General features: G+C 41.2%; 13 protein-coding genes. 7 read left to right on the top strand and 6 right to left on the bottom strand.

Annotated features, from left to right (window positions below; translation table 11 throughout):
* Nucleotides 1-144 precede the first annotated feature (144 nt).
* Nucleotides 145-549: a lipocalin-like domain-containing protein gene (locus M2470_RS05645; protein WP_280744067.1), complete on the bottom strand. Its 405-nt coding sequence runs from the start codon at nt 547-549 to the stop codon at nt 145-147.
* A 267-nt stretch (nt 550-816) separates the two neighbouring features.
* Here M2470_RS05645 and M2470_RS05640 point away from each other — a divergent pair, with 267 nt between their 5' ends.
* Together M2470_RS05640 and M2470_RS05635 are read left to right on the top strand one after the other, a co-directional pair.
* Complete coding sequence (locus tag M2470_RS05640) at nt 817-4,920, top strand: two-component regulator propeller domain-containing protein (RefSeq protein ID WP_280744066.1); 4,104 nt, start codon at nt 817-819, stop codon at nt 4,918-4,920.
* 169 nt (nt 4,921-5,089) lie between these two features.
* Nucleotides 5,090-7,933: a TIM-barrel domain-containing protein gene (locus M2470_RS05635; protein WP_280744065.1), complete on the top strand. Its 2,844-nt coding sequence runs from the start codon at nt 5,090-5,092 to the stop codon at nt 7,931-7,933.
* 86 nt (nt 7,934-8,019) lie between these two features.
* On the opposite strand, the gene M2470_RS05630 is transcribed toward M2470_RS05635, so the two are convergent.
* Nucleotides 8,020-10,152 carry a M3 family metallopeptidase gene (locus M2470_RS05630; RefSeq protein WP_280744064.1) on the bottom strand — a complete coding sequence of 711 codons (2,133 nt, stop codon included), beginning with the start codon at nt 10,150-10,152 and terminating at the stop codon, nt 8,020-8,022.
* A 315-nt stretch (nt 10,153-10,467) separates the two neighbouring features.
* Here M2470_RS05630 and M2470_RS05625 point away from each other — a divergent pair, with 315 nt between their 5' ends.
* Nucleotides 10,468-11,415 (top strand): nitronate monooxygenase, encoded by a 948-nt coding sequence (locus M2470_RS05625; RefSeq protein WP_280744063.1) that lies wholly within the window; start codon nt 10,468-10,470, stop codon nt 11,413-11,415.
* A gap of 80 nt (nt 11,416-11,495) precedes the next feature.
* Here the strand turns inward: M2470_RS05625 and M2470_RS05620 are convergent, their stop codons facing one another.
* The 3 genes from M2470_RS05620 to M2470_RS05610 are packed head-to-tail and all read right to left on the bottom strand — an operon-like array spanning nt 11,496 to nt 16,863.
* Nucleotides 11,496-12,308: a hypothetical protein gene (locus M2470_RS05620; RefSeq protein ID WP_280744062.1), complete on the bottom strand. Its 813-nt coding sequence runs from the start codon at nt 12,306-12,308 to the stop codon at nt 11,496-11,498.
* Nucleotides 12,309-12,333: 25 nt separating this feature from the next.
* A complete protein-coding gene (locus tag M2470_RS05615) occupies nt 12,334-13,836 on the bottom strand; it encodes a RagB/SusD family nutrient uptake outer membrane protein (RefSeq protein ID WP_280744061.1) in 1,503 nt (500 codons plus the stop codon).
* 15 nt (nt 13,837-13,851) lie between these two features.
* Nucleotides 13,852-16,863 carry a TonB-dependent receptor gene (locus M2470_RS05610; RefSeq protein ID WP_280764395.1) on the bottom strand — a complete coding sequence of 1,004 codons (3,012 nt, stop codon included), beginning with the start codon at nt 16,861-16,863 and terminating at the stop codon, nt 13,852-13,854.
* Nucleotides 16,864-17,197: 334 nt separating this feature from the next.
* Between M2470_RS05610 and M2470_RS05605 the strand changes: the two genes are divergently transcribed.
* From M2470_RS05605 to M2470_RS05595, 3 genes are read left to right on the top strand one after another with little or no spacing between them, the layout of a single operon-like run.
* A complete protein-coding gene (locus M2470_RS05605) occupies nt 17,198-18,223 on the top strand; it encodes a site-specific integrase (RefSeq protein WP_280744059.1) in 1,026 nt (341 codons plus the stop codon).
* Nucleotides 18,224-18,240: 17 nt separating this feature from the next.
* Complete coding sequence (locus M2470_RS05600) at nt 18,241-21,099, top strand: SusC/RagA family TonB-linked outer membrane protein (RefSeq protein WP_280764396.1); 2,859 nt, start codon at nt 18,241-18,243, stop codon at nt 21,097-21,099.
* An 18-nt stretch (nt 21,100-21,117) separates the two neighbouring features.
* Nucleotides 21,118-22,536, top strand: a complete 1,419-nt coding sequence (locus M2470_RS05595) for a RagB/SusD family nutrient uptake outer membrane protein (protein WP_280744057.1) — start codon at nt 21,118-21,120, stop codon at nt 22,534-22,536.
* An 89-nt stretch (nt 22,537-22,625) separates the two neighbouring features.
* Here M2470_RS05595 and M2470_RS05590 read toward each other — a convergent pair whose 3' ends face one another.
* Complete coding sequence (locus tag M2470_RS05590; RefSeq protein ID WP_280744056.1) at nt 22,626-24,650, bottom strand: TonB-dependent receptor; 2,025 nt, start codon at nt 24,648-24,650, stop codon at nt 22,626-22,628.
* A gap of 194 nt (nt 24,651-24,844) precedes the next feature.
* Here M2470_RS05590 and M2470_RS05585 point away from each other — a divergent pair, with 194 nt between their 5' ends.
* Nucleotides 24,845-26,251 (top strand): hypothetical protein, encoded by a 1,407-nt coding sequence (locus tag M2470_RS05585; RefSeq protein WP_280744055.1) that lies wholly within the window; start codon nt 24,845-24,847, stop codon nt 26,249-26,251.
* Nucleotides 26,252-26,286 lie beyond the last annotated feature (35 nt).

The raw sequence follows: 26,286 nt of genomic DNA, 5'->3' as shown, positions 1-26,286 counted from the left end.
ATACTATAGTAACCAGATAAAGGTTCATTTTGTTCTGAATATTGCAAATAAAAAACCTTAAATTTCGCAAAACCTCATCACAAGCCTGCGAAATGCTTATTTTTCATTTGCTGAAAAGGATTCCTCCTTTGAATCGAAACAAAATCAGAACTTGCGGAAGGTGTAGCGTCTTCCTTCGCTGTCTAAGATTAGTTGGCTGTTGGATATTTTTTCGATGGTGAAGGTGCGTTGGGTGGTCGTCCAGTCGGTATGGGGAAGAAGGGATGCGTCTTCCATTTCCAGTAATAGTTCTTTGTTGTCATTTAATGTTTTATAGCCATAAACTACATTGTAGCTATTGGATGTGGGGCTGTATATCTGGTATTGGAACAGGGAGGTAAGGAAGTTGTAATAGATGGTATCTACCTTTTGATAAGTGCCGTTCGACTCTATCTCCTGCATTTGCCATTTGCCTGCCAGCTTATCTTCGTTCTCATCGCTGCATGCTGCGCCAAACAAGATTAATGCTACACATACAAATGCCAGTCTTAATATAGTATCTCTTTTCATATAATTGCTTTTTACACCTCAAAGGAAACAATTTATCAGCAATATTCAAAGGCTTTTCCTGATGGAAGAAGTTTTTTAAATCCCACAACTGTTGAACTTGAGTTCTACATATGTTGAACATATGTTCTACAGTTGTTGAATATGAGTTCAACAACTGTGGGACTTCAATAAACTGTAAAAAACAATCGGGTATTATGAGTGAGAGATGAAAAATTATACCTATTTTTACTCATCAATAATGGTTTTCTTAAATCTATTTAGACCCGAATGAGAACACAGCTATTATTATATATCTTTACATTATCCCTTATATTTCAATCGGTTCATGCACTTGATGCAGACATGTACAAGTTTACAAAGATTGATGCCGAAAAAGGTTTGTCCGACAGCGAGATAAAATGTATCTACAAAGACAAAACGGGATTCATATGGTTTGGAACACCTTCCGGATTAAATCGCTACGATGGCTACGAAATAATCACCTATAAACAGGATCTGAATGATGAGACTTCTACATTCAACAATGATATAGAACGGATACAGGAAGATGCCGACGGCAAACTATGGATCAAAACCCGTTCGGGCTATTCCATCTTTGATACCTCTCTGGAGCGTTTTGCCAAGGATGGAAACCTGCTTCTTGAGAAATATTCCGGCACAAATGATCTATGGAATTCTTCTGAAAGCCTCTTGTACATTGACCTGGGGAAGAATTTCTGGTTTGTTACCTGGGAAGATATCCGCATGTACGATATCAAGGAGAACAAACGTACGATATTCACCCAAGGTGGGTCGGACGCTTTAAGCCGGGGCTTGATACGGGATATCAGACAAGGGCAAAACCGTTACTGGTTTCTGTACGAAAACGGAGTATTGGAATGCATGGAAGCCCAGTCGCACAAAGTAATCAGCAAAGACTCCACCATCCATAAGGCTGCCAAACTGAAAAATAACAGAGACATCAAGCTATTTGTAGATTCAACCGGTGATGTATGGATATATGGCATTGGCGAGCATTACGGGCTGGCACACTATGATGTGGCAAAAGACAGTTGGACTAGGTATTCTTCTACATCCCCTACTCCTTTCAGGATTTCCAACAATGTAGTCACATCCATAGAAGAAGACGAGAAAGGGATTATCTGGGTCGGCAATGATCATGGCGGGGTAAACCTGATAGACAAAAAAAACGAAAGCATAACTACCCTGTGGCACAAGGAGGGAGACAATAACAGCCTGGCGCAAAACACCGTTAAAGCCCTCTTTCATGACGATATGAATATCATGTGGCTGGGAACCTATAAACAGGGGGTTTGCTATTATCATGAAAGTATTTATAAGTTCAACATTATCACCGAAAAGAACAGGATGCCATTCCATGATATCAACTGTTTCCATGAAGATGAAAACAAGAATTTATGGATCGGGACAAACGGAGGAGGATTGATCTATTTCGACCGGAAAAATGATAAATATGCAACTTATAAACATTCTCCCGGCAACCCAAACACTCCTGCCGGAGACGTCATTGTAAGTATGACAAGTGACTTGCAGGGTCGTTTGTGGATTGGATATTATCTGGCCGGATTGGATTGCTTCGACGGCAAGACATTTACACACTACACCGTAAATCCGGAGGACAGCGAAGAGGGCATCCCCGATAATAACATCTGGAGGCTACGTTGCGATATGGCCAGCAACTTATGGGTAGGAACACTTAACGGAGGTGCGGCTGTACTGGATGTAGTTACCGGCAAACGGCTGAAAACACTAAACCCCCAGGGTTCCGTATATAGTATTATAGAAACCAAATCCGGCAATATGATGGTAGGCTCGCAGGGCGGCTTATTTATTTACAGTGTTATCACAGACCAACTGGAACTATTTGAAAAAGAGATATTCAGCAACATACAATTAAGTAGATACGACATCAATAACTTGTTTGAAGACAGCCGTGGCCTCTTATGGATCGGAACCAAAAACGGCCTGTTTGTATACAACCCCTACACCAAGGAAGTGCGCCTCTTTATGAAGGAAAACGGGCTATCGGCAGACTTGGTGCAAAGTATCCTGGAAGACCATGAACATAATATGTGGATTGCAACCAATAGCGGACTGACCTGTATCCATGTTTCTACAGCTCACGACCAGCCGGGCTACTTCTATCACCTATTGAGCTATGACAGCTCTGAAGGGCTTCAGGGAGAATGGTTTAACCATAATGCCGCCTACTTCACCTCTGACGGAGAACTATTGTTTGGCGGGGCGTCCGGGTTTAATATCATCAGACCCTCTGCTTCAAGTAGCAATACTTCTCCGCCCCGTATTGTTATTACAGACTTTCAGCTTTACAACAAAAGTATCCGTCCGGGAGAGTCCTACAATGGGCGTATCATCCTTAAAAACAGCATTGCACAAACCAAAGAGATTAACCTGGATTATTTTGACAATTATTTCAGCTTATCATTCTCGTCGCTTAATTATTACATGCCGGCCAAGTCGCGCTACTTCTATAAACTGGAAGGCTTTAACGACCAATGGCTGGAAACAGACCGGAACAATCGCAAGGTAACTTATACCAACCTGAATCCCGGTAAATACACGCTCTATCTGAAAGCTGTCAACAATGAAGGAGTCGAGAGTGCGGAACCGGTTGTTCTCTGTATAAATGTCCGTCCGCCTTTCTGGAAAACCACCTGGGCTCGGCTTACTTATTTCTTTTTACTTGTAGGGGGAGGCATCTGGTTTTTCCGCAGGATGACCAGAAGGTCGGAGAAAAAGCTGGCGTATGCCCAGGAAAACATGCGTGTTACCCAACAGTTGGAGATGGATGAAATGAAGCTCCGCTTCTTTACCAACATCAGCCATGAGTTCCGGACACCGCTTACACTGATACTTTCGCCGCTTGAAGATTTGCTGAAAAAGGCAAAAGACCCCGAAGAGAAAGAGTCGCTCCGGATCATGAGACGAAATGCCAAACACCTGCTGACACTGGTCAACCAGTTGCTGGATTTCAGAAAGTTAGACATGAATGCCCATACCCTGCAAAAGTCGCTGGGTGATATCGTAACATTCGTAAGGCAGCAGTCTGAAGTCTTTAATGAAGTAATGGCTCGTAAAGATATAAACTTCAGCTATACAAGCAGTTTGAAACATTTTTACATGTATTTTGATGCCGACAAGCTGGGTAAAGTATTGATAAACCTGCTCTCCAACGCCTATAAATTCACCCCCGAAAAAGGAACGATCAATGTCCATTTGTTGCAAACCGAAGATAACAAGGTGCAAATCAGCATCACAGATAATGGAGAAGGAGTACCTGAAGATGAGCTAGATAAGATATTCGACCGCTTCTATCAGACGAAGACTGAGAACTCTATAAACTACCAGGGAAGCGGAATCGGGCTGCATATTTCCAAAGAATTCGTGCTACTGCACGAAGGAACAATCCGGGCGGAAAATGTACCGGAAGGCGGCATTCGGTTTATCATTCTCCTTCCGTGTCCGAAAGAAGAACTCTCTACCGAAGCAAATGACACGACACTTCCGGTTATCAATGATGTGGAAATAAGCGATGAAGATAGCATACTTGAAGAGGTTCTGAAGTCCGACGGCTTACCCAAAATACTGATCATAGAAGACAATAAAGACCTTCGCACCTTGATTGCTTCACGCCTGAAAGAACATTATCACATTTTGCAGGCCGAAAACGGGACAGAAGGGCTGGCCATAGCCTACAAGGAAATCCCGGACATCATCCTCTCTGACATTATGATGCCCGGAATGGATGGTATAGAGCTGAGTAAAGCCGTAAAAGGCGACATACGGACCTCTCATATTCCCTTGATCCTGCTAACGGCTAAAGCCGGGGAAGAAAGTAAGCTGGAAGGGCTGAAAGCTGGTGCCGACGACTACATCACCAAGCCCTTTAATCAGGAAATTCTGGAAGTAAAAATACACAACCTGATAGAGGCGCGTAAACGAAACCAGACAGTTATCGAAGAACAAATAAAGATAGAACCGTCCAAAATAACAGTCAATTCACTGGATGACAAACTAATACAAAAAGCCATTGAATATACGGAAGTCAACATCGCCAACCCTGACTTCTCGGTAGAAGAACTAAGCCGCGAACTGGGAATGAGCCGTGTCCACCTGTATAAGAAGCTGTTATCGCTTACCGGCAAAAGCCCCATTGAGTTTATACGTATCATACGCCTGAAACGGGCTGCACAATTACTGCAGGAAAGCCAGTTGACGGTTTCTGAAATAGCATACGAAGTAGGCTTCAATAACCCCAAGTATTTCCGTAAATATTTCAAGGAAGAATTTGGAATTTTGCCTTCACAATACGGATCAAAAGAAGAATAATTTACATTTTATGCTCTAATATGTAACAAAGCAAACCCTGCCTACTAACAAATAGGCCTTTTAGATTTAACATCTTGCCTTTTCGCTTCGTTTCTCTTATCGTAAATTTGTATCCGATGAAATAACCATCGGATGAAAAAACGAATAAGTTTTAATTGAGAACTAAGTGATGAATAGACTGTTGGGCGGCATAATAATTGCATCTATTTTTGCATGTATATTTGCAGCATGTACGGATACCTGGGAAAAGACTGAAAACGGAGTGATTGTTCACTTGGAGAAAGGCAGTCTGAAAACGCCTCGGCACATTCGCCTGTCTGTTATCAATGAAAATATCATCCGCGTTTCGGCCACTCCCGACAAGTTCTCGAAAGAGAAAAGCCTGGTAGTAGAAACACCGCCGCTTACCGCTCCCTGGGAAGCCTTTGAAGCCGACGGCAACCTGATACTACAAACCTCCTCATTAAAAGCCCATACCAACCTGAAGACAGGCGAAGTGAAATTCACAGACCTGGATAACAATATTATATTGCAAGAGAACAAAGGAGGAGGAAAAGCATTCGTACCGATGGAAGTAGACGGAACACCCGGATATACTCTCCATCAGGTATTCGAATCGCCCGATGATGAGGCTTTTTACGGGCTGGGGCAACATCAGGCCGACGAATTCAACTATAAAGGAAAAAACGAAACGCTGTTCCAATACAATACCAAGGTATCCATCCCCTTCCTTGTTTCCAACAAGAATTATGGCATCTTATGGGACAACTACTCCCTCAGCAAATTCGGGGATATCCGCGACTATGCCCAGCTTTCACAATTCAAGCTATACTCCATAGACGGAGCAGAAGGAGGGCTAACGGCTACTTATTATACAAACTCAGACCCAAACAATATATATATCACCCGTACGGAAAATACCATTGATTACGAAAACCTGGAAAGCATAAAAGATTTTCCGAAAGGCTTTCCGTTTCATAATTCAAGCATCGTATGGGAAGGCGACCTGCAGGCAAAGGAGTCCGGTATCCACCGTTTTCTCCTTTACTATGCCGGGTATACCAAGATATGGATAGATGGCAAATTAATGGCCGACCGATGGCGCACGGCATGGAACCCCTCTGTTGCCAAGTTTAATGTATATATGGAGGCCGGAAAGCATCATCATATCCGCCTGGAGTGGCAGCCCGACGGAGGTGTGTCATACATCGGACTGAAAGCACTTTCTCCCGTAGCGGCAGAAGAGCAGAACAAGCTATCCCTTTACTCCGAAATGGGCGATCAGATCGACTATTACTTCATCAAAGGTACCTCCATGGATGATGTGATCAAAGGGTACCGTAGCATCAGCGGAAAGGCTCAGGTGATGCCTAAATGGGCCATGGGCTTCTGGCAAAGCAGGGAACGATACAAAACCCAGGACGAACTACTGAATGCCCTGAAAGAGTTTCGCAAACGCAGAATACCTATCGACAATATTGTACTGGACTGGAGCTACTGGGAAGAAGACCAGTGGGGAAGCCATCAGTTTGATGCCAAAAGATTTCCCAATCCTCGCAGTATGGTAAAGCAGGTGCATGATCTGAATGCAAAAATCATGATCTCCGTATGGCCTAAATTCTACGAAAACACCATCCACTACAAGGAGTTTGACGAAAAAGGCTGGATGTACCAACGCGCCGTAAAAGACAGCATAAGAGACTGGATAGGCAAAGGATACATCGGATCATTCTATGATGCTTACAGCGAAGGAGCGCGTGATTTGTTCTGGAAACAGATGAAGGATTGTTTATACCCATTAGGGTTTGATGCCTGGTGGATGGATGCTTCCGAACCGGATATCCTTTCCAATGCCAGCATAGAGTACCGGAAAGAGTTGATGAACCCAACAGCGCTCGGGCCATCTACCAAATACTTCAACACCTATGCCCTGATGAATGCTATGGCTATCTATAACGGGCAACGGGCGGTAGATAATGATAAGCGTGTATTCCTACTGACTCGTTCCGGCTTCTGCGGACTTCAAAAGTATGGAGCCGTTACCTGGAGTGGCGATATCGGTACCTGCTGGGAAGACTATAAAGCCCAGATATCAGCCGGACTTAATCACTCCATGTCGGGCAACCCTTACTGGACAATGGATATCGGCGGATTCTGCGTTCAAAAGCGTTTTGAACAGGCACAGGAGGGCTCGGAAGACATGAATGAATGGCGCGAACTAAATGCCCGCTGGACACAGTTCGGAGCCTTTGTCCCCCTATTCCGCACACATGGCCAATACCCGTTCCGCGAAGTGTATAACATCGCCCCGGAGGAGCATCCGGCTTACCAAACGATTGTCTATTACGACAAATTAAGGTATCGCCTGATGCCTTATATCTATTCCATGACAGGCTGGGTATATCTGAACGATTATACCATTATGCGCCCGATGGTGATGGATTTCGGACAGGACGCGAAGGTGAACAATATAGGCAACCAGTACATGTTCGGGCCATCCTTATTGGTATGCCCCGTATACGAGTACAAAGCGCGTAACAGAGAAGTTTATTTCCCCAAGAATACAGGTTGGTATGATTTCTATAATGGTACATATACAGAAGGCGGACAGTGCATTTCGGTGGATGCCCCTTACGAACGTATGCCTTTGTTCGTAAAAGCAGGCTCCATCATACCGGTAGGCGAAGAGATACAATATAGCTCGGAAAAACCGGATGCAGATGTCACGCTTTATGTATATGCCGGAGCAGATGCATCTTTTGATTTGTACGAAGATGAAGGTACCAACTACAACTACGAAAAAGGTAAATATGCAACAATCTCAATTCAATACAACGATCATACAAAGGAGGTTACAATTGGCGAGCGCAAGGGTGATTTTTCCGGTATGGTTGGCCAACGTAAATTTCATGTAGTGCTCGTGAATAAAGATAAGGCGAAAGGGTTTGATACGCGTCCTATTCCTGACGCAACGGTTATCTATAGTGGTAATTCTGAAACAATAAAATTGTAATTAAACATTCCCTTTTTAGTCCACTAATGAATAGTTTGATGTCTGGAATGCAGGTCATGTGATATGACCTGCATTTCTATTTTTATTTATTTCAAACCTCTGTTCTTCAATAAAGGTCCGGTACCCGGTTCCTTGCCACGGAAATTCTTATACATATCCATTGCATCGTCAATACCGCCGGGAGTTAATACATATTTGCGGAATTTATCAGCCATTTCCTGGTTGAAGATATCGCCTGTTTCCGTAAAGGCCTCAAAGGCATCCGAATCCAGCACTTCCGACCAGATATAGCTATAATAACCGGCTGTGTATCCACCACCCATCGTATGGCTGAAGTAGGTAGAACGGTAACGGGGAGGGATCTGACTCAGCAAACCTCTTTTACCCAGCGTTTCAGCTTCAAAGTTCAATACATCAAAGTTCATTACTTCTTTATTAGCCGGAAGGTCTCTCAAGATGTGATAGTCCATATCCAGGTAAGAGGCAGCCAGGTATTCTGTCGTAGCAAAGCCTTGTCCGTATTTTCCGCTCTTATCCAGCTTTTCAATCAGGTCGCCAGGGATTACTTCACCGGTCTGATAATGTTTGGCATATACCTTCAGCACTTCCGGTTCAAACACCCAATGTTCCATAACCTGGGAAGGAAGCTCTACGAAATCGCGTGGAACACCTGAGATACCAAAGTAATGTACATCTTTGAACAGGCTATGCAAGGCATGTCCGAATTCGTGGAATAACGTATTGGCTTCATCAGCGCTCAACAAAGCAGGTTCGCCGGCTGCAGGAGGAGTAAAGTTGCACACAACCGTAACAACCGGAGATACTCTCTTTCCATCGGCATACGTCTGGCTGCGATAGCCTCCACACCAGGCACCGCCATTCTTGCTGGCACGTGGGAAGAAGTCCATATACAGAAGCCCTAAATGGCTACCGTCTTTGTCTTTACATTCAAAAGCAATGGCTTCGGGGTGAGGCAGCGGAATATCTTTAAGTTGTGTAAACGTAATGCCATACAGCTTGTTGGCTACATAAAAAGCTCCTTCGTATACATTTTCCAGTTTCAGATAAGGACGGATTTGAGCCTCATCCAGGTCGAACTTAGCCTTTTTGGCCTTTTCAAAATAATAGCGCCAGTCCCAGCCTTCTGCTGTAAAGCTATTACCTTCTTTCTTTATTTCAGCCTGAATATCAGCTAATTCTTCTTTAGCTTTCTTCAGGGCAGGATTCCAAAGTTCATCCAGCAAGTTATAAACATTCTTTTCATTCTTCGCCATGCGCTCTTCCAACACGAAAGAAGCATAATCATCATAACCCATCAGTTTAGCCTTTTCCAGACGAAGAGTAATCAATTGTTTTACAACATCCTTATTGTCATTTTCGTTATTGTTGTTTCCACGCATGGTATATCCTTTGAATATACGTTCGCGCAATTCGCGTTTGTCAGAATTCTGCAGGAAAGGCATAATGCTCGGGTTGTGCAATGTAAAGAGCCATTTACCTTCATGGCCTGCTTGCTTGGCAGCTTGTGCAGCAGCAGCTATTTGTGCATCCGTCAATCCCAACAGGTCTCCTTCATTATCTATTACCAACTGAAAAGCATTTGTTTCCTTCAGCATGTTCTGCCCGAAATTAAGCTGCAGCATTGATATTTTGCTGTTCAACTCACGCAAAGTCTGTTGCTTTTCGGCACTCAGGTTTGCTCCTCCGCGAACAAAGCCTTTATAGGTTTCTTCCAGCAACTTCGCCTGTTCTTTGTTCAGATTTAGGTTGTCCTTATTATCATACACAGCTTTCACACGGGCAAATAAGGCCGGATTCAGATTAATATCGTCTGAATGCTTGGAAAACAAAGGAGACATTTCACGGCTCAGGGCCTGCATTTCATCATTAGTATTGGCACTGTTTTGTCCGTAAAATACAGTTCGTACTTTCCGTAGCAATTCGCCGCATTGGTCTAATGCCACAATCGTATTTTCAAAAGTAGGAGATTCCGTTTGATTAATAATGGCATCTACTTCCTTCACCTGCTCTTCCATTCCTTGCAGGAAAGCTGGCTTGTAATGTTCCATTTTAATCTGATCAAAGGGCGGAACCCCATAAGGGGTGGTGTACTCAGACAGGAAGGGGTTTCCTGTATCATTCTGGCTCGATTTCTTCTCAGATGAGCCACATGCGCTAAGCGCGACTACCAAACCGGCAGCAAGTACCATCTTCTTCATTTTTTGTGTTTTAGAATATTTTACAAAGTAGTAATGGGACAAAGATAATGACAACTAACGAAAATTCCTCCATTCAAACCGAAATTACTTCCTGTAAAATACGACCTTTTATGCCAGGATTTTTATTGGCCGATAGCTGTCGGTCAATTGGCTGACAATTATCAGTTAGTTGGCTGACGGCCGTCGGCCAACTGACCGATAATTATAGGCCAACGATTTTCTGCAATTCAAAAACTGAAAAACAAGAGTGAAAAACGGCTATTATCCAGTATATTGGGTAATTTTGTATTACTATAACATAAAAATTTATTAGCTATGAACAGAATTTGTCAGTTATTTAATATCAAATATCCTATTATACAGGGAGGTATGGTATGGTGTAGCGGGTGGCGATTAGCTTCTGCAGTTAGCAATGCCGGAGGATTAGGTTTATTAGGAGCAGGTTCTATGCATCCGGAAGTACTTCGCGAACATATTATTAAATGTAAACAGGCAACCGATAAGCCTTTCGGTGTGAATGTTCCGCTCATGTATCCCGAAATAGAAACAATCATGCATATTATAGCCGAGGAGGGTGTGAAAATTGTTTTCACTTCTGCCGGTAACCCGAAAACCTGGACAAATTACCTGAAAGAACAAGGCATAACAGTGGCCCATGTGGTGAGTAGTTCCAAATTTGCCGCCAAGTGTGAAGAGGCTGGCGTAGACGCCATTGTAGCCGAGGGTTTTGAAGCCGGAGGGCACAATGGAAGGGAAGAAACAACCACTTTATGCCTGATACCTGCCGTACGCCGGGCAACCACCCTCCCACTCATAGCAGCCGGAGGAATCGGTACCGGCGAAGCCATTGCCGCCGTACAAGCCTTAGGAGCCGAAGGTGTGCAAATAGGCAGCCGTTTTGCCCTAACAAAAGAAAGCTCCGCCCACGACAACTTCAAGCAACTATGCCTAAGTCTGGATGAAGGGGATACCAAACTATTGCTAAAGAAACTGTCCCCTACCCGCCTGGCCAAAGGCGACTTCAAACAAGCCGTAGAAGAAGCCGAAGCCCGTGGTGCCTCCGTTGAAGAAATGAGAGAACTACTAGGGCGAGGACGCGCCAAAAAAGGCATCTTTGAAGGCAACCTACAAGAAGGAGAACTCGAAATAGGCCAGATAGCCTCCCTCTTCCACGAATCCCAATCAGTAGAAGAAGTCATGCAAGACCTCGTCAGCAGCTACCAGTCTGCCCTTAAAAACATCTCCTCCGGCTGGGGAGAGTGATACCTAAAAAAACAGAAGTGAAGTATACTCCTAAGTCTTTAGGAGTTACTTCACCTCTTTTATTGTTATATTATGATATTTTAGAAACTACCTGCCGGAAGCGTATAAATATCTACTCCGATTTTAGCTCCGGACGACATGCCTTCACTCGTATAGAAGACATTATCCCAATCGCTTTCTTCAAAGGTTATGATTCCTTCAGCATATCTTCCATTTGTACATTCTAACCATGAATTAGTGCCTTCACCAAAAAGATCATCACCAAGATCCTGAGCTTCTATGACAGCTGTTCCTTTTGCAGGATCTACCTTTATTTCAATTGGGTTTGTAAAGAAACCAATCATTTTATAATTATTTGGTAACTGATCGCATCTTTCAAACTCTACTTCAGTGGGGTCTGGATCATCAAATAATGTCGAAGAGTAAACCCCTTTCCCTACATTTGTATAGGTAAGAGTAGCGACAGGAACGGCTGTAAGTGTAAACTTATTAACTCCCGGTATTTCAGTAGCAGCGCTTGATCCCTCCAATGTAAATTCGATGGTACGCTCTTCTAAGAAAGAGAAGGCAGAATAATACAATTTAACATCAAAAGAAACGATGTTTTCGCCTGCCGGAATTGTCAGTTTATCCGATAATGAAACATCAAAATGCTTTCCTTGTTCTGCAGTTCCTCCGCTTACAGTAACTTTTACGTCTATCGGATTTTTCAAAGGAGCAGAAACCAATTGTACCCTGACAGTTTCAGTTGTATCTGTCAAAGGAATAGTAACTCTACCTGTTGTTTTTTCAAATTTAACTCGTGCTGGCCCATCGTATATTTGATCATCTTCACAAGCTGTAAACAAGGCCGGCAGAATAAATAAAAACAATAAATATTTTAGATTTTTCATATTTCTATTTTATTAATTGATAAAATTATTTGTCATAACCTTCGTTTTGAACCATCAGGTTATTTGCATTTAATTCTGCATCAGAAATAGGAGCAGCAAAACGTGCGTTAGGATATACTAATCCATAATTCTGATTGCCCGGATTTTCAGGATCAGCCCCTCTTACAACACTCATGTTAAGACGCTTGAGGTCGCTTAAACGGAAACCTTCAAAACATAATTCTTTTCTTCTTTCGTTCATTATTTCATTCAATAAAGAACTTCCTGATTGATTGAAATCTGCCAAGCCTCTGTTCTTCCGTAGTTCGTTCAAATATTTTCTGGCTTCAGCATCTCCTCCGTTACCACGAACAGAAGCTTCTGCAGCTATCAGATACATTTCTGATAAACGTATCACGTTCAAATTACAAAGCTCAGCTTCCCCAGCGGGTCCAAAGAATTTACGACTTCCTATTTTTCCGTCAGGAGCTTCATAGAAGAATGAATTACGCACATCATCCGGATTTTCAGCGATCAAATCTTTAAGGTTTTTAGAAGGTAATAAATCTCCATATCCTCTGTTCTTATCTAAATATATTTTAGAAATATGGTTTGTACCATTCGATTCGGTATTGCTGTAAGGTATAGTGAAAATTGATTCTACCGCATAACCTTCTCCAGGGAACCACATGCTTGAAGCAAAGGCCCAGTCTTTTGGTAAAGCCAAAGGATTGGTTGTCGTAATCTCATATTCAGAAGCTTTAGCCAATCTATACTTATCTGAGGCTATTACTTCTTTAGCATATCCCGCAGCCTTATCGAAAGAAGCTTTGTCATTTTTGCCTGCTTTGTAAAGGTAAACGCGAGCAAGAATAGCTTTAGCTGCTAACTTTCCAACTGAAAAAGTATTACTTTTTTTATCCTCGTTCATATGACTGACAGCTGTTTCAAGATCTTCAACTATCCATGTGAAGCATTCATCAATTGTATTTCGTGCCACATTCGTTTCGATGCTCGGTTCCTTCATATAAGGAATACCCATCCGGCCATTTCCTTGATAATCGAAATCGTGAGCAAACGTTTTCACTAATTCAAAATGAACCAATGCACGGATAAAATAAGCCTCTCCAAGCAATTGAGACTTTAGAGTCTCGTCGGCAGGATTTGCTACTACAACGTCAGGCAAACGTTTGATAACTTCATTTGCAGCATGTATTGCTCTATATCCCTGAAGCCATGTGGGGGTATAAAACTGGTCACCCGGTTGAATAGTCCACATGTAAGTAGATGTAAAACGATTGGAATTATCTGTTCTTAACACCACGTCATCCGTACCGGAATCAGTAGAGGCCCAGAGTTCCCGTCCATAGAAACTAGCACTTCTTAAACGATAATAAACACCATTCATTGCAAATTGAGCATCATCTATCGACTGGATAGCCTCATCGTCAGCTAGATCGGTATGAGGAAATTGCTCCAACCAATCTTCGCAAGAAGTCAGTGTAAACAACAGACTTATTGCAGTTACTATATATATTATCTTTTTCATTATAATCTGTCTTTATTAAAATTTCACATCAACGCCAAATGTCCAGGTTTTGGAAGTAGGGAAAGCATAAAATGCCTCTCCATCCCAAGGTGCATCCGGATCCACTCCAGGGTATTTAGTAATCGTAAACAGGTTTTGTCCCTGAACAAAGAAACGAAGGTTTGACACATGAAACTTATTCGTGATGTTCTGAGGAACTGTATAGCCCAACTTAGCATTTCTCAAACGGATGTATGAACCATCGTACAAATAACGGGTAGATACTTGTGTAGTAGTAGTTATACTACGTTTAGGATTTTTAGAAACATCACCCGGTTTTTGCCAACGATCCAACATATCTGTAATTTCATTATTAGTAGATTTGCTTCCATCGTTCTGGTATTGGTAAGCTACGTTGTCGAATATCTTATTTCCATATTGGAAGAAGAAGAAAAAGCTTAGATCAAATCCTTTATAAGAAAGCGTGTTAGTAATCCCTCCCTGTCCTTTTGGAGCAGCAGATCCTACACCGGTTTTTGCATGGTTGGCATAGCTACGGGTAAACACCAATTCACCGTCACGGTCGTACCACATCTGGGCTCCGTCCGCAGGATTGACCCCGGCATATTCTACCAACTTGAATTGCATCATATCTTCACCTTCTCTGATTAATTTTCGGTCACTAGCACCCCAATCAATTTCTTCATCCGGACGGCTTAGTTTCAATACTTTATTTTTATTCTTTGCCCAGTTAGCATCTAAGCGCCAAAGGAAATCTGCATTACTGATAAGATCCAAATTAACAGAGATTTCTACTCCTCGGTTTCTCATATCACCAATATTTCTCCACTGTGTCTCAAATCCGGTGGTACGGGATAGAGGAACTTCCAGTAGCATGTCGGATGTCTTTTTATTATAAAATTCGATTGTACCACCAAAGCGGTTCATTACCCTGAAGTCCAAGCCGACATTAAAAGAAGAAACAGTTTCCCATGTCAATTCAGGATTGGCCATCTGAGATGGATAACTTGCATTTGCATTGTTATAACTGTTGAAGCTATACAAGCCATACGAATTATAATATCCTATATCAGAGTTACCTGTAGTTCCGTAGCTTGAACGTATTCTGAACTGATTCAGCCACTCTGTGTCTTTCATAAATGCTTCCCTGGAAATATCCCAAGTAGCTCCTATTGACCAGAAAGGTGCAAATAGATGGTTTTTTCCGAACTTAGAAGAACCGTCATAGCGAAAACTGGCACTAAGGAAATATCTGAAATCATAATTATAAGAAGCTTGTCCAAAGAAAGAAACCATTCTGGAATTTTGTTCGTAACCATCATATCCACTTGGAGTAGCTCCGGCTGAAGGTTGTCTTAGCTTATAAGAAGCAAAACCTTCTACAGCCGTTGTTAAACGGTATGTATTTTGCGCCTGTGCTTCCTGTCCTGCTAATAGATTCAGATTGTGCACTCCCAAGAATGTTTTGTCAAAATTCAATGTATTTGTCCAGTTCCAAACCTGTACACTACGATTTGTGCGGGTGGCACGCCCCTTTCCAAAAGCTGTATTACCCGGAGAACGTGGATCATCATATTGATCATCATCCAGAATCATCAAGTCATATCCGTACAATGTCTTGAAAAATAAATTATCGGTAAAATTAATCTGCCCATAACCAGAAGCAATCAAACGGTGTGTTTTTGTAGTACTTGTATTTTGATCATTTACCTGTACAAAATTTATCCCGTTATTACCTATCGGAGAGTCATAATAAGTTCCATCCAGATTACGCACTGGATTCAGAGGAACCAGGTTGATAGATCCTGCCACAGGATTGCTGTAATAAGCAGCAGTGGTTAATGGAGTATCTTGGTCACTCAATGAATAAGCCATATTACCTCCGAACGACAACCATTTGTATGCCCGGTGGTTTAAGTTTAAACGAACAGAAGTACGATCCATGCTTCCCCATTTAGTAATAGACTCTTGAGAGTAGCGTGAAATGGAAACATAAAAGTCAGTTTTCTCATTACCTCCACTAGCTGATAAATCATAGCTCTGAGTTAATGCATTTGAACGATAAGCTTCTTTTCTCCAATCTGTATCATAATAATTTCCATTAGCATCTTTCGGGAATTTAGCAAATTCCTCTGCAATTCTTTCTTCTGAATAACCTGAATTCCGGTAAGATTCTGTCATTAAGTCTATATATTGACTGCTATTCAACATCTTGAATCCAGTATTAGCCAAGCTTGACAAACCTGCTTGAGCTGTAAAATTAAATTGGGTTTTACCTTGCCGTCCTTGTTTGGTTTTTATCACAATCACACCATTAGCCGCACGTGCTCCGTAAATAGCAGTGGCAGTCGCATCCTTTAGTACAGAGAGCGACTCAATATCGTTCGGGTTGATGTTTGCCATAGCCCCCATAACAGAGCCATTATAGCTATCATCCGCATTATCAGCTACAGTAGTCCAGTTTCCGGTAGTAATAGGAACACCATCTACAATGTACAAGGGGTTTGTACCTGCATTGATAGAACCAACTCCACGGATAATGATTTTTGTATCAGCTCCTGGTTGACCAGTACCTGTATTTGCAGTCAACCCAGGCACATTTCCTTTCAGAGCCTCATCCAATGACGCCACCGGTAAAGCTTGTATTTTTTCTGTGCCAACTGTTGACAAAGCTCCGGTAAAAGAAGATCTTCTTTGCACACCATACCCTACAACCACAAGTTCGTCAAGAACATGCGAAGTCGATGCAAGAACGACCTTTACCGTTGGTTGAACAGCTACTTCCTGTTGTTCCATTCCCACATAAGAAACTACTAGAGTTCTTGCGGAACTTGGTACATTCAACTCAAATTTTCCATCAAAATCTGTAACAGTACCTACAGTAGTACCTTTTGCCATTACAGACGCTCCAATAATTGGCTCACCATCATCAGCGGAAATAACAGTCCCTGTCACCCGCGTAGTCTGAGCAGTTACCAAACCTATGCCCAACACAAGGCAAAATAAAAGATAGGTAATCTTTTTCATAGACACACTTTTTTTGTTTAACATACGAATACTAATTTGCACCAATATTTTGTTCACTAAATAAATGAAACAAATGCAAATAAAAGACAAAAAAATGATAAATCCAAATAAGAAACTAAGTTATTTAAGGTTATATTTCTAAAAAAAAATATCAAGCTCTATGGTATTTTCATATTATTCAATAAATATTTGTTCAAAAAGACTTAAAATACAGTAATATATCTAATATTAATCAAATTGATTAAAATAGAAAACAAATTGAATCAATTTGACATATTTGGGAAATAATTGTTTCTTCACGTAATACATTCCGAAATATAAATTATACTCATTTATGAAAAAAGTTATTTACAAACTGGTCTTTAATCAAAAAAAACTACTCAACGAGGATGGAAAAGCTCTGATACAAGTGGAATTGGAGCAGAAAGACCTCGAAATGATATTCAATGGTGAATGTTACAATCTCGATGATCTGCAGATAATCAACAATGTATCTCAATTATTATTCACCGATTTTATGAAGAAAGAGATAGATGAAAGCCATTTGAAAAATTCGACAAAGAAAAATCATTATTCAACATTATCTATAATACGTTTATTTCAAAACAATCTAATCCTCAGTGAATTAAGCTATAATTTTCTATGTGATTTTGAAAATTTTCTCATTCATCGAAAATACCATAGAAACACAATAGCAAAACACATGAGACACCTAAAGCGCTACATAAATCTGGCAATTAAGAAAGACTTGTTTGATATGAATAGAAACCCATTCAGGAAATATCAAATACGAAGTGTTGAAAGTCCAAAGATTCATCTCAGCCCCGAAGAACTATATAGACTGGAACAGATAGATTTGAGTGCTAAGAAAGGCTTGAGAAGGTGCTTGGATATGTTCTTATTCTGCTGTTATACAGGCTTGCGCTTCTCTGATGCATCTAGGATCAGAACCCAGAATTTCCGATATATTGACGGCAAATTATGGTTGTTTTTTTCTTCGACAAAAACCGATACAGATACTCGTTTGCCTATTTACTTGTTGTTTAACGGAAAAGCTGTTGCTATTTATAATAAATACATGGATGAACCAAACTTCTTTAATATAAATAGCAATGCTAACTCTAATATTAATAAACAATTACAAGAGATTGCCCGTTTGTCCGGTATAAAAAAAATCACCTTTCACACAGCCAGACACACAAATGCCACTTTACTTTTATATAAAGGAGCCCACATCACTACCGTACAAAAACTATTAGGTCATAAAAGCGTCAAAACCACAGAAATATATGGAAAAATCATGGATATGACAATCATCCGTGACCTCGAAAAAATGTACCAAGTTCCGCAAGAACTCTAGTAGTTTCGTATGTGGGAATGGAGTCGCAGGAAGTAGCGGTTCGGGCAAATGTTCAGGTAACATTAAGCACAAGTGCCCAGGCACTTGACGAAGTGATGGTAGTAGCTTACGGTACTGTCAAGAAAGCTTCGTTTACAGGTTCGGCTTCTAATTTAAGTGCTGCTGATGTTTCCACTCAAAAAGAATCATTGGTAAAATCATTACAGGGTAAGGTAGCCGGTGTACACATCGGAGGTTCTACAGGTAACCCGGGATCAAACCAACGTATTCTTATTAGAGGTATTAGTTCGTATAGTGCATCCGATCAACCTTTATATGTTATTGATGGAGTTGCTATTACTGATGATGTTGCTAACCTTTCTTCAGGTTTGAAATCGCAATCAATGCTTTCTTCTTTGAACCCGGAAGATATTGAAAGTATGACTATTCTTAAAGATGCTGCCGCTGCTTCTCTTTATGGTTCGCGTGCTGCAAACGGTGTAATTATCATTACTACTAAACAGGGAAAATCAGGAAAAACCAAGGTTTCTTATAATATGGAAACCGGATGGACCAATATAGCAGTTGGTAGCCAATACCACCCAATGAGTGCTAAAGATATGAAAGAGTATTATTGGCATGGTATCAAGAACTATTATGCTTATCGGGGACAGTCGGAAACTGATGCAGCTGCTCTTGCTGATCGGGATACTCCTGACTTTTTCTGGAATTATGACAGCAACAACAATACGAACTGGAGAGATGAAATCTACGGGAATGGTATGACTACTGATCACCAGATATCTATAAGCGGCGGTAGCGACAAAACAAAATTCTATACAGGTTTGGGTTACAACAAAAATAAAGGTGTTGTAAAAGGCAGTGAATTTGAGCGTTTTAGCGGACGTATCAATTTGGATCATTATGCAAAAGACTGGTTGCGTTTTGGTGTGCGTCAGATGCTTTCGTTTACTAACACTGAAGGTTTTCGTGACCAAAATGACCAATCTCAAGGATTTGGCACCTCGGCTCCATTGTCTATGATATTCTCATTGGATCCCACAGCTGTTAATAAATTGGAAGATGGTTCTTATAACTCTAATGTAAGTTTAAACCCCAATGTATCAAACCCTAACTTAATGTTGGGACAGAAAAGTGGTCCGAAAGCAGAAACCGTTAGCTCTGATATGTTGCGTAGCTTGACTAACCTGGAAGCAGAAGTCACTTTGCCATATGGCTTTTCAGCTAAAACAATCTTTGGATATGATTACGTTGATAACAAAGAACGTGAATTTTGGGCTCCTGAAAGTGTGAATGGAGCAGCATTAGGAGGTTTAGGATATCGTACAAATTTCGCAAATAAAACGATTACTTCGTCTTCAACTCTTAATTATACAGAAAGTTTCGACAAACATAATGTACGCGCATTAGTAGGTTATGAAGTTGAAGCACGTGATCTTTTGTATACCTCTATGTCTGCAGATAAGTATTCAACAGATAAACTTCCTGAGTTGGTAAATGGCCAACCAAGAGGAGTTTCCAGTTCAACTTATGCGGCTAACATTATGTCGTATCTAGCAAATGCAAACTATGACTATGACAATAAATACTATCTATCAGGTAGTTTCCGTAGAGATGGTTCTTCCCGTCTGGGAGCCGACAATCGTTGGGCAAACTTCTGGTCGGTAGCTGGTGCATGGCGCGTTAGTGCAGAAAGTTTTCTGTCAGACAACCCGTTATTTACAGATTTGAAACTTCGCCTTTCTTATGGTACAAATGGTAACCTGCCAACAGGTTTCTACTCTAACCTTGCCACTTATTCTTTTAGTGGTGGATATGGAGACGAAAGTGCTATTTACTGGGGAAATGCCGGAAACACAAAACTGGGCTGGGAAAAGTCTAAGAGTTTCAATGTTGGTTTCGACTGGACACTATACGACCGGGTAACCTTGTCTGTAGAATACTACAACAAGCAAACAACCGACCTGTTATTCTCTGTTCCTACCTCTATCGTAACCGGATTTGCTTCCAATATCCAGAATATGGGTGAGTTGAAGAACAACGGTGTGGAAATAACCATAAATTCTACAAACATCCATACAAAAGATTTCACATGGTCTACGAACTTCAACCTGAGTTTTATGAACAGTGAAATTACTAAATTACCTGGTGGAAACGATGTTATGTATGGTGATGGAAATATGTATCTGTTACGTGAAGGAGAATCAATGCATACTTTTAACTTGCCACAATGGCTAGGAGTAAACTCGGAAACAGGTTTAGGCGAGTTCTATATTGATCCTACTTTAAACAGCCGTGATGCCGTTATTGAAGGGCAAACTGTAAAAGATGGTAATGTTACAAACGCTTACTCTAAAGCAAAACCTACTGTTGTAGGCAAAGCATTACCCGATGTAATGGGAGGTATGACTAATATGTTTAAATATAAGAACTTCGACCTTTCTTTTATGTTCTCTTTCCAAACCGGAGCTAGTATGTTTGACTATACCGGTTATTTCCTAACATATAGTGATGGGGTACGAATTGGTAGTTTCAATATGAATAAAGAAGTTGCCGGAAATTATTGGACGAAACCAGGTGATGTAGTTGATCATCCGAAACCTATTTATGGTAATCCTTATCGTTCCGACCGTTTCTCATCTCGTACCATTCTTTCTACCGATAATATTCGTATGAGAGATATTACTTTTGGATATACACTGCCTATATCTAAGCGTTATGTAAATAATTTGCGCGTTTATTTCAAGGCAAACAACCCGTTCCTAATCTATTGTGCAACAGACAATGTAGATCCTGATGTAGACATCAATGGATATCGTCAGACAGATACACCATTGACTAAATCATTCGTATTTGGTTTGAATTTCGAGTTTTAATTATAAGCAGATAATTTTATGAAAAAAGTATATATTATATATAGTATTATAGCTGGTATAATGCTTACTGCCTGTAGTGATTTCTTGGAGGAATCGCCATCTACAGGACTTCCATCTGAGGATGCTATTACAACTGTTACAGATTTGAGAAATGCTGTTAATGGTGTTGCCTATTTCCTGTCTACCAATAACAGTAGCAAGACAGTCCGTATGACTTATGCATCTGATTACGGTATCTATGCAGATCTGAAAGGTAGCGATTTTGAAGCCTTGAGTAGCAACAATCATGCGGGCCCACTTTCACGATATACTGTTACTAAATATGATGGTATCCCATATGATGCTTACTTCTTCCATTACAAAGCATTGGCTAATGTAAATAAAGCGTTGGAAGCAGCAGAAAACCTAACAGTTTCCAATGACGAAAAAACAGAATATGACAACTATGTAGGAGAATTGTATGCATGGCGTGCCTTGATACATTTTGAATTGGCTAGAATATTCTGTCATGCACCTACTTCTGCTGCTGATATAAACGCTGCAAATTCGGGAATTGTACTTTCCACAGAAGTTTATGCGACCGATTATATCGGAGCCAGAACAACTCTGAAGGAAACCTATGATCAAATTTTGAAAGATTTTGAAACAGCGCTTCCTCTTTTAAGTAAAGGTCTTACTAACGGACGTATCAACTATTGGGCAGCTACTGCTTTACGTTCTAGGGTTCATTTGTATAATGGAAACAACGCTGCAGCTCTTGCCGATGCAAAAGCAGTTATTGCTCATACGGATTACAAGTTGTACAGCATTGACGAATATACTAAAGTATGGTCTCAAACCTACACCAGCGAATCCTTGTTTGAACTGACAGTGACTAGTCTTTATAACCCTCAACGTAACTCTTTAGGCTATTACTGTAGCTCGGATGGTTATGGAGAATGTGCTTTTGTAGAGGGTGGTGAACTACTTACTTACCTTCAGGATCATCCTGAAGACGTACGCTCTCAGTTAGCAGAAACTCAGGAGGGGGCTAATCCGGGAGTATATCCTGCAAAATATCCGGGACGTGAAGGTAGCATTTATGCCAACAGTCCGAAGGTTATTCGTCTTGCTGATGTATACCTGATTGCAGCAGAGGCAGCCTTGAAAAATGGCAGTACAGCAGAGGCAGCATCTTACGTTAACACACTACGTAAAAACCGTATCACCGGATATACAGATGTAAGCAGTATTACATTGGATGAAATTCTGTTCGAACGCAGAGTTGAATTGTTTGCAGAAAACAGCATGGCATTCGATTATTGGAGAAATAAGAAATCAGTGGTTAATCCTAATGCCGGAGAAATAAAATACGACGACTATCGTACGATTTTGCCAATCCCGCAAGATGAGATAGACCTTGCTCCTAGTATTTTAATACAAAATCCGAATTATTGATAGGAAAGATCTAATTTCTTTTCAAGAGAAATTAATAGCTAAATAAATAGAAAGAGGCTGTCTTGCGATAGCCTCTTTTTATTTGCTTTTTAGTTAATACTACAACTAATACCGCCAGTCAACCAGAAGCCGGGTTGGGGGATGTTTCCCAGGTCGAAATAGGTGGTATTGTAGAGGTTGTTTAGGTTGAGGTGGAAGGTGATTGCCTTGTATTGGTAGGCCAGTTTAAGGTCTAAGGTGGAAAAGGCGGGGAATGGGTGATCGCCTGTTTTCTCTGAATGCTCAAACTTCTCGTAAGTGCCCATGCGTTGTTGGAAACGGAAATACCAGCTGGCAGACAGGCCTTTATATATATCATGACTCAGACGGGTGGTGAATTTGTCCCGCAAATAGTTGAGTGCATATTTGGATATCAGACCCTTGGTATCACACGTTTGATGCATGCGAGCGTAATCCAGGGCTAAGGACGAAGTCTTACCCAAAGCGGGCAACCACTCTGCCAGGCGGAAACATACGCCGGCCTCTATCCCTTGTGTATTTATTTTTGTAAAATTCCAGGAAGCCCATTTGGGATCGCTGGGATCTTCTTTTACCCAGTCTATCATGTCTCTGCCCCACAGAAAAAAGCCTGTCAGGTAAGCCTGTACAAGGGGCTGTTCCCACTTCAGGCCAAGGTCTAAGGCTTCTGATCGTTCCGGTTTCAGACCTTCATTTCCGTTATGCGTTTCGGTGGTATAATAAAGGTCTGTAAAGGTTGGCATACGGGTTGATTTGCTCCATGACGCCGTGATTTTTAGTTCGTCTACCGGACGATAGGCTGCATTTACAGAGGGATAAAATTTATATTTTCCTTTCAGCAAGGTGTTATGATTCATCAGAAGGCCGGCAGAGAGCACCAAACGTTTCAGGGAGTAGGTATGCTCCAGAGCCACACTTGTATTCGTGCGATCATCATACATTTTATATTTGCGATGTGGTTCCACCATCGGCTTGCCCAATACACTACTCATGATATCTTCTTTACGTAATTCGCCTCCCAGACTGGTATTGCCCAGTTTCGAGGAATAGATAAAGATTAGGTTGCCCCCATAGGTGTCATTCCGATGATAGTTGCGGCCTGTATCGCTTCCTTTTATCAGGTCGAACTGATCGTGATGCCTGTTCCAATAGAGGATGGGTACGATTTTGAAGCTTGAGCCGAACTCTCCTTTTACGGAACCTACATACGAGCTGGTCTGATCATACTGATTGGGGTATTTAGCAGAGTAAAAGGTATTTGCACCATATTTTTTATCATTATACCCCAGTTGTATGTTCAGTTTGGAGGCTTGCGGTAAGTTCATCCGGGTTTGCCATAACACATTGTACAGGTCATAGTCACTGTTGGCTATATAACCTTCTGAAGCACTATGACCTACGGAAAGACTATGAGAAGCTATGCCTGTCTGCGCAGTGCCCCTTGCTTCTATACCCCGGAGCTTGTGCATACCTGCTTCTACATTGGCATACAAGCGGGTATCGGTATTCTTTTTGGTAACGATATTGATTCCCCCGGAGAAGGCGCTAGCACCATACACCAAGGCTGAAGGGCCATGGATAATCTCTATACGTTCTATGTCGGAAAGATTGATGGGGATATCGAAACTGTAATGTCCGGTGTGAGGGTTGGAAAGGTTAACTCCATTCAGTAGTATTGCGTTTTGGTCGGATGATCCTCCTCGGATCGAGATGTCGGCTTGTACACCATGCCCTCCTCGCTGGATGACATCTATATTAGCCACATACACTAATAAATCCTGGATACTCTGGACGGGCGCTTGCTCTACCTGCTCTTTGGTAATGACAGTAACCAGCTTGGCTGTCTGGCTAAGAGGCATTTCCAGGCGTGAGGCCGTTACCATCACCTCATCCAGTTCCTCTTCCCATACTTTCTGTAGTTGTTCTCCGGCAACTGCCTGTGCTTTGGTAGTTTGTACGGGCGTTGCCGCAAGCACACATCCGGTTACTACTCCAATGTTTACCACCTTGTGCATACTACAGAAGGCGGCATACCCTTTTCGCATAAATCTTTTAAAGCGAAAAGCGAATGATCGATTCAATACTCTTTGTTTCATATTACATTTTATTTATAAAAAACGATGGCGAAAATACGCAATAAACTCCACTTTATTATCATTTAGTTGAAAAGTTTAGACTCTGTAGTTCTTTTAAACACTAAAAGGTGAGTAATATATCACAAAAAAACTATACCTTAGCCCCGATTTTCAATTAACCGTATCGAATAAATTTTAAATTAGTATATAGAATAATGAAAGCAAAATTGAGTTTTACAAGCAAATTGATCATCGGAATTATATCACTTTTCGCGATATCAGCCACTTTCACAGGATGTGGCACAAGCTATGACGATGATATAGATGATTTACAAAATCAAATTGAAGCGCTTAAATCAGACGTAGATGCTATCAAAACAAAAGTAGGTAGCGGAACATTAGTAACGAATGTTAGCTCTAACGGAAGTACACTAACAGTTAATTTCGCTGATGGAAGCAGCAATAATATCTCCGGAATCAAAGGAGATCCCGGAACAAACGGAACGAACGGAACGAACGGAGCACCCGGAAGAGACGGAATTCTTTACGTAATCAAAGACAGTGTATGGCATACAGTACAAGGAACTGATACTTTACCTGTTACCATCAATAACGAACCTGCCGTAGCTATTCCTTCAGGTGGTAGTAATGTTGATGGAAAAAGCCCGGAATTTATTAACAACAAATGGGTATTCTACACTTGGAAGAATGGAGCATTTAAAGCTGATTCTGTTTCCTTCACCGGAAATGATCTTATTTCTTATGCTGTTGATATGGGTTCTTATTATAACTTATATGTAAAGATGGGACAAGGAGCAACTACTTTAACTGCGATACCACTCCCTAAATCCGGAACAGCTTCCAGCTCATTTGAACTGCTTGGCTTTGCGCAGTTGGCCAGTTTAGACAGCAACAGCAAAGTAAGTTGGGCAGATTTAGCAAATAATGATCTGATTATTCAACGTAGAACCATCACAGAAATTAAAGCGGACTACACAGGCAGAGATACAACTTGGACTCAGGGAAGCAAAGCTGTTTCTGTCGGAACTACAGTCACGTCTACAGGAGGATATGTCATGATCCGATTCGACGGAGGAGATCCCAGTGGCATTGCATTCACACTTGAAGACTCACAAGGAGGTTCATATTTTGGATTGGGAGAAACTCAATCGTATAGTGGTTTACTGACTAAATCTACCGGTGACCTATATGCCATCCCTATTGTAAATATAAACGGATCGCCTAAAGCAAATGCAGTTTACAGACTGGTATCTTCATCGGGTAACTCTAATTACAGCAAAACAAGTATCAGATTTGTCAGCAACACTGACCCAGTAGCTGAAGTTATGGTTGCACAGATAGGTGGTAGTGCAGTATCTGCCGGCAAAGCATCAATTGCAGAAGGCAAAGAATATTATATTTCGTTTGATTATTCTACAGCAACCCCGGGTGATGTATATGACTACTATATAGAATGTGATGATCTTGATAATTTCTATTATAATCAAGAAACAGGTTCCTTCTCATATGGAAAAGTAAACTCAAGTGTAAAAATTCATGTTTACAAATTGCATATTGACGGTGTAATCTATAAAGAAACAATAGAGCTAAATGTTTTATAAGCAATAGTTAATTCATAAAAAAGGGAGGGAAACCA

Source organism: Parabacteroides sp. PH5-46 (genome assembly GCF_029892785.1).
GTDB lineage: Bacteria > Bacteroidota > Bacteroidia > Bacteroidales > Tannerellaceae > DFXE01.
Note: the sequence above shows the minus strand (reverse complement) of the source record. Positions and strands in the feature narration are given on the sequence as shown.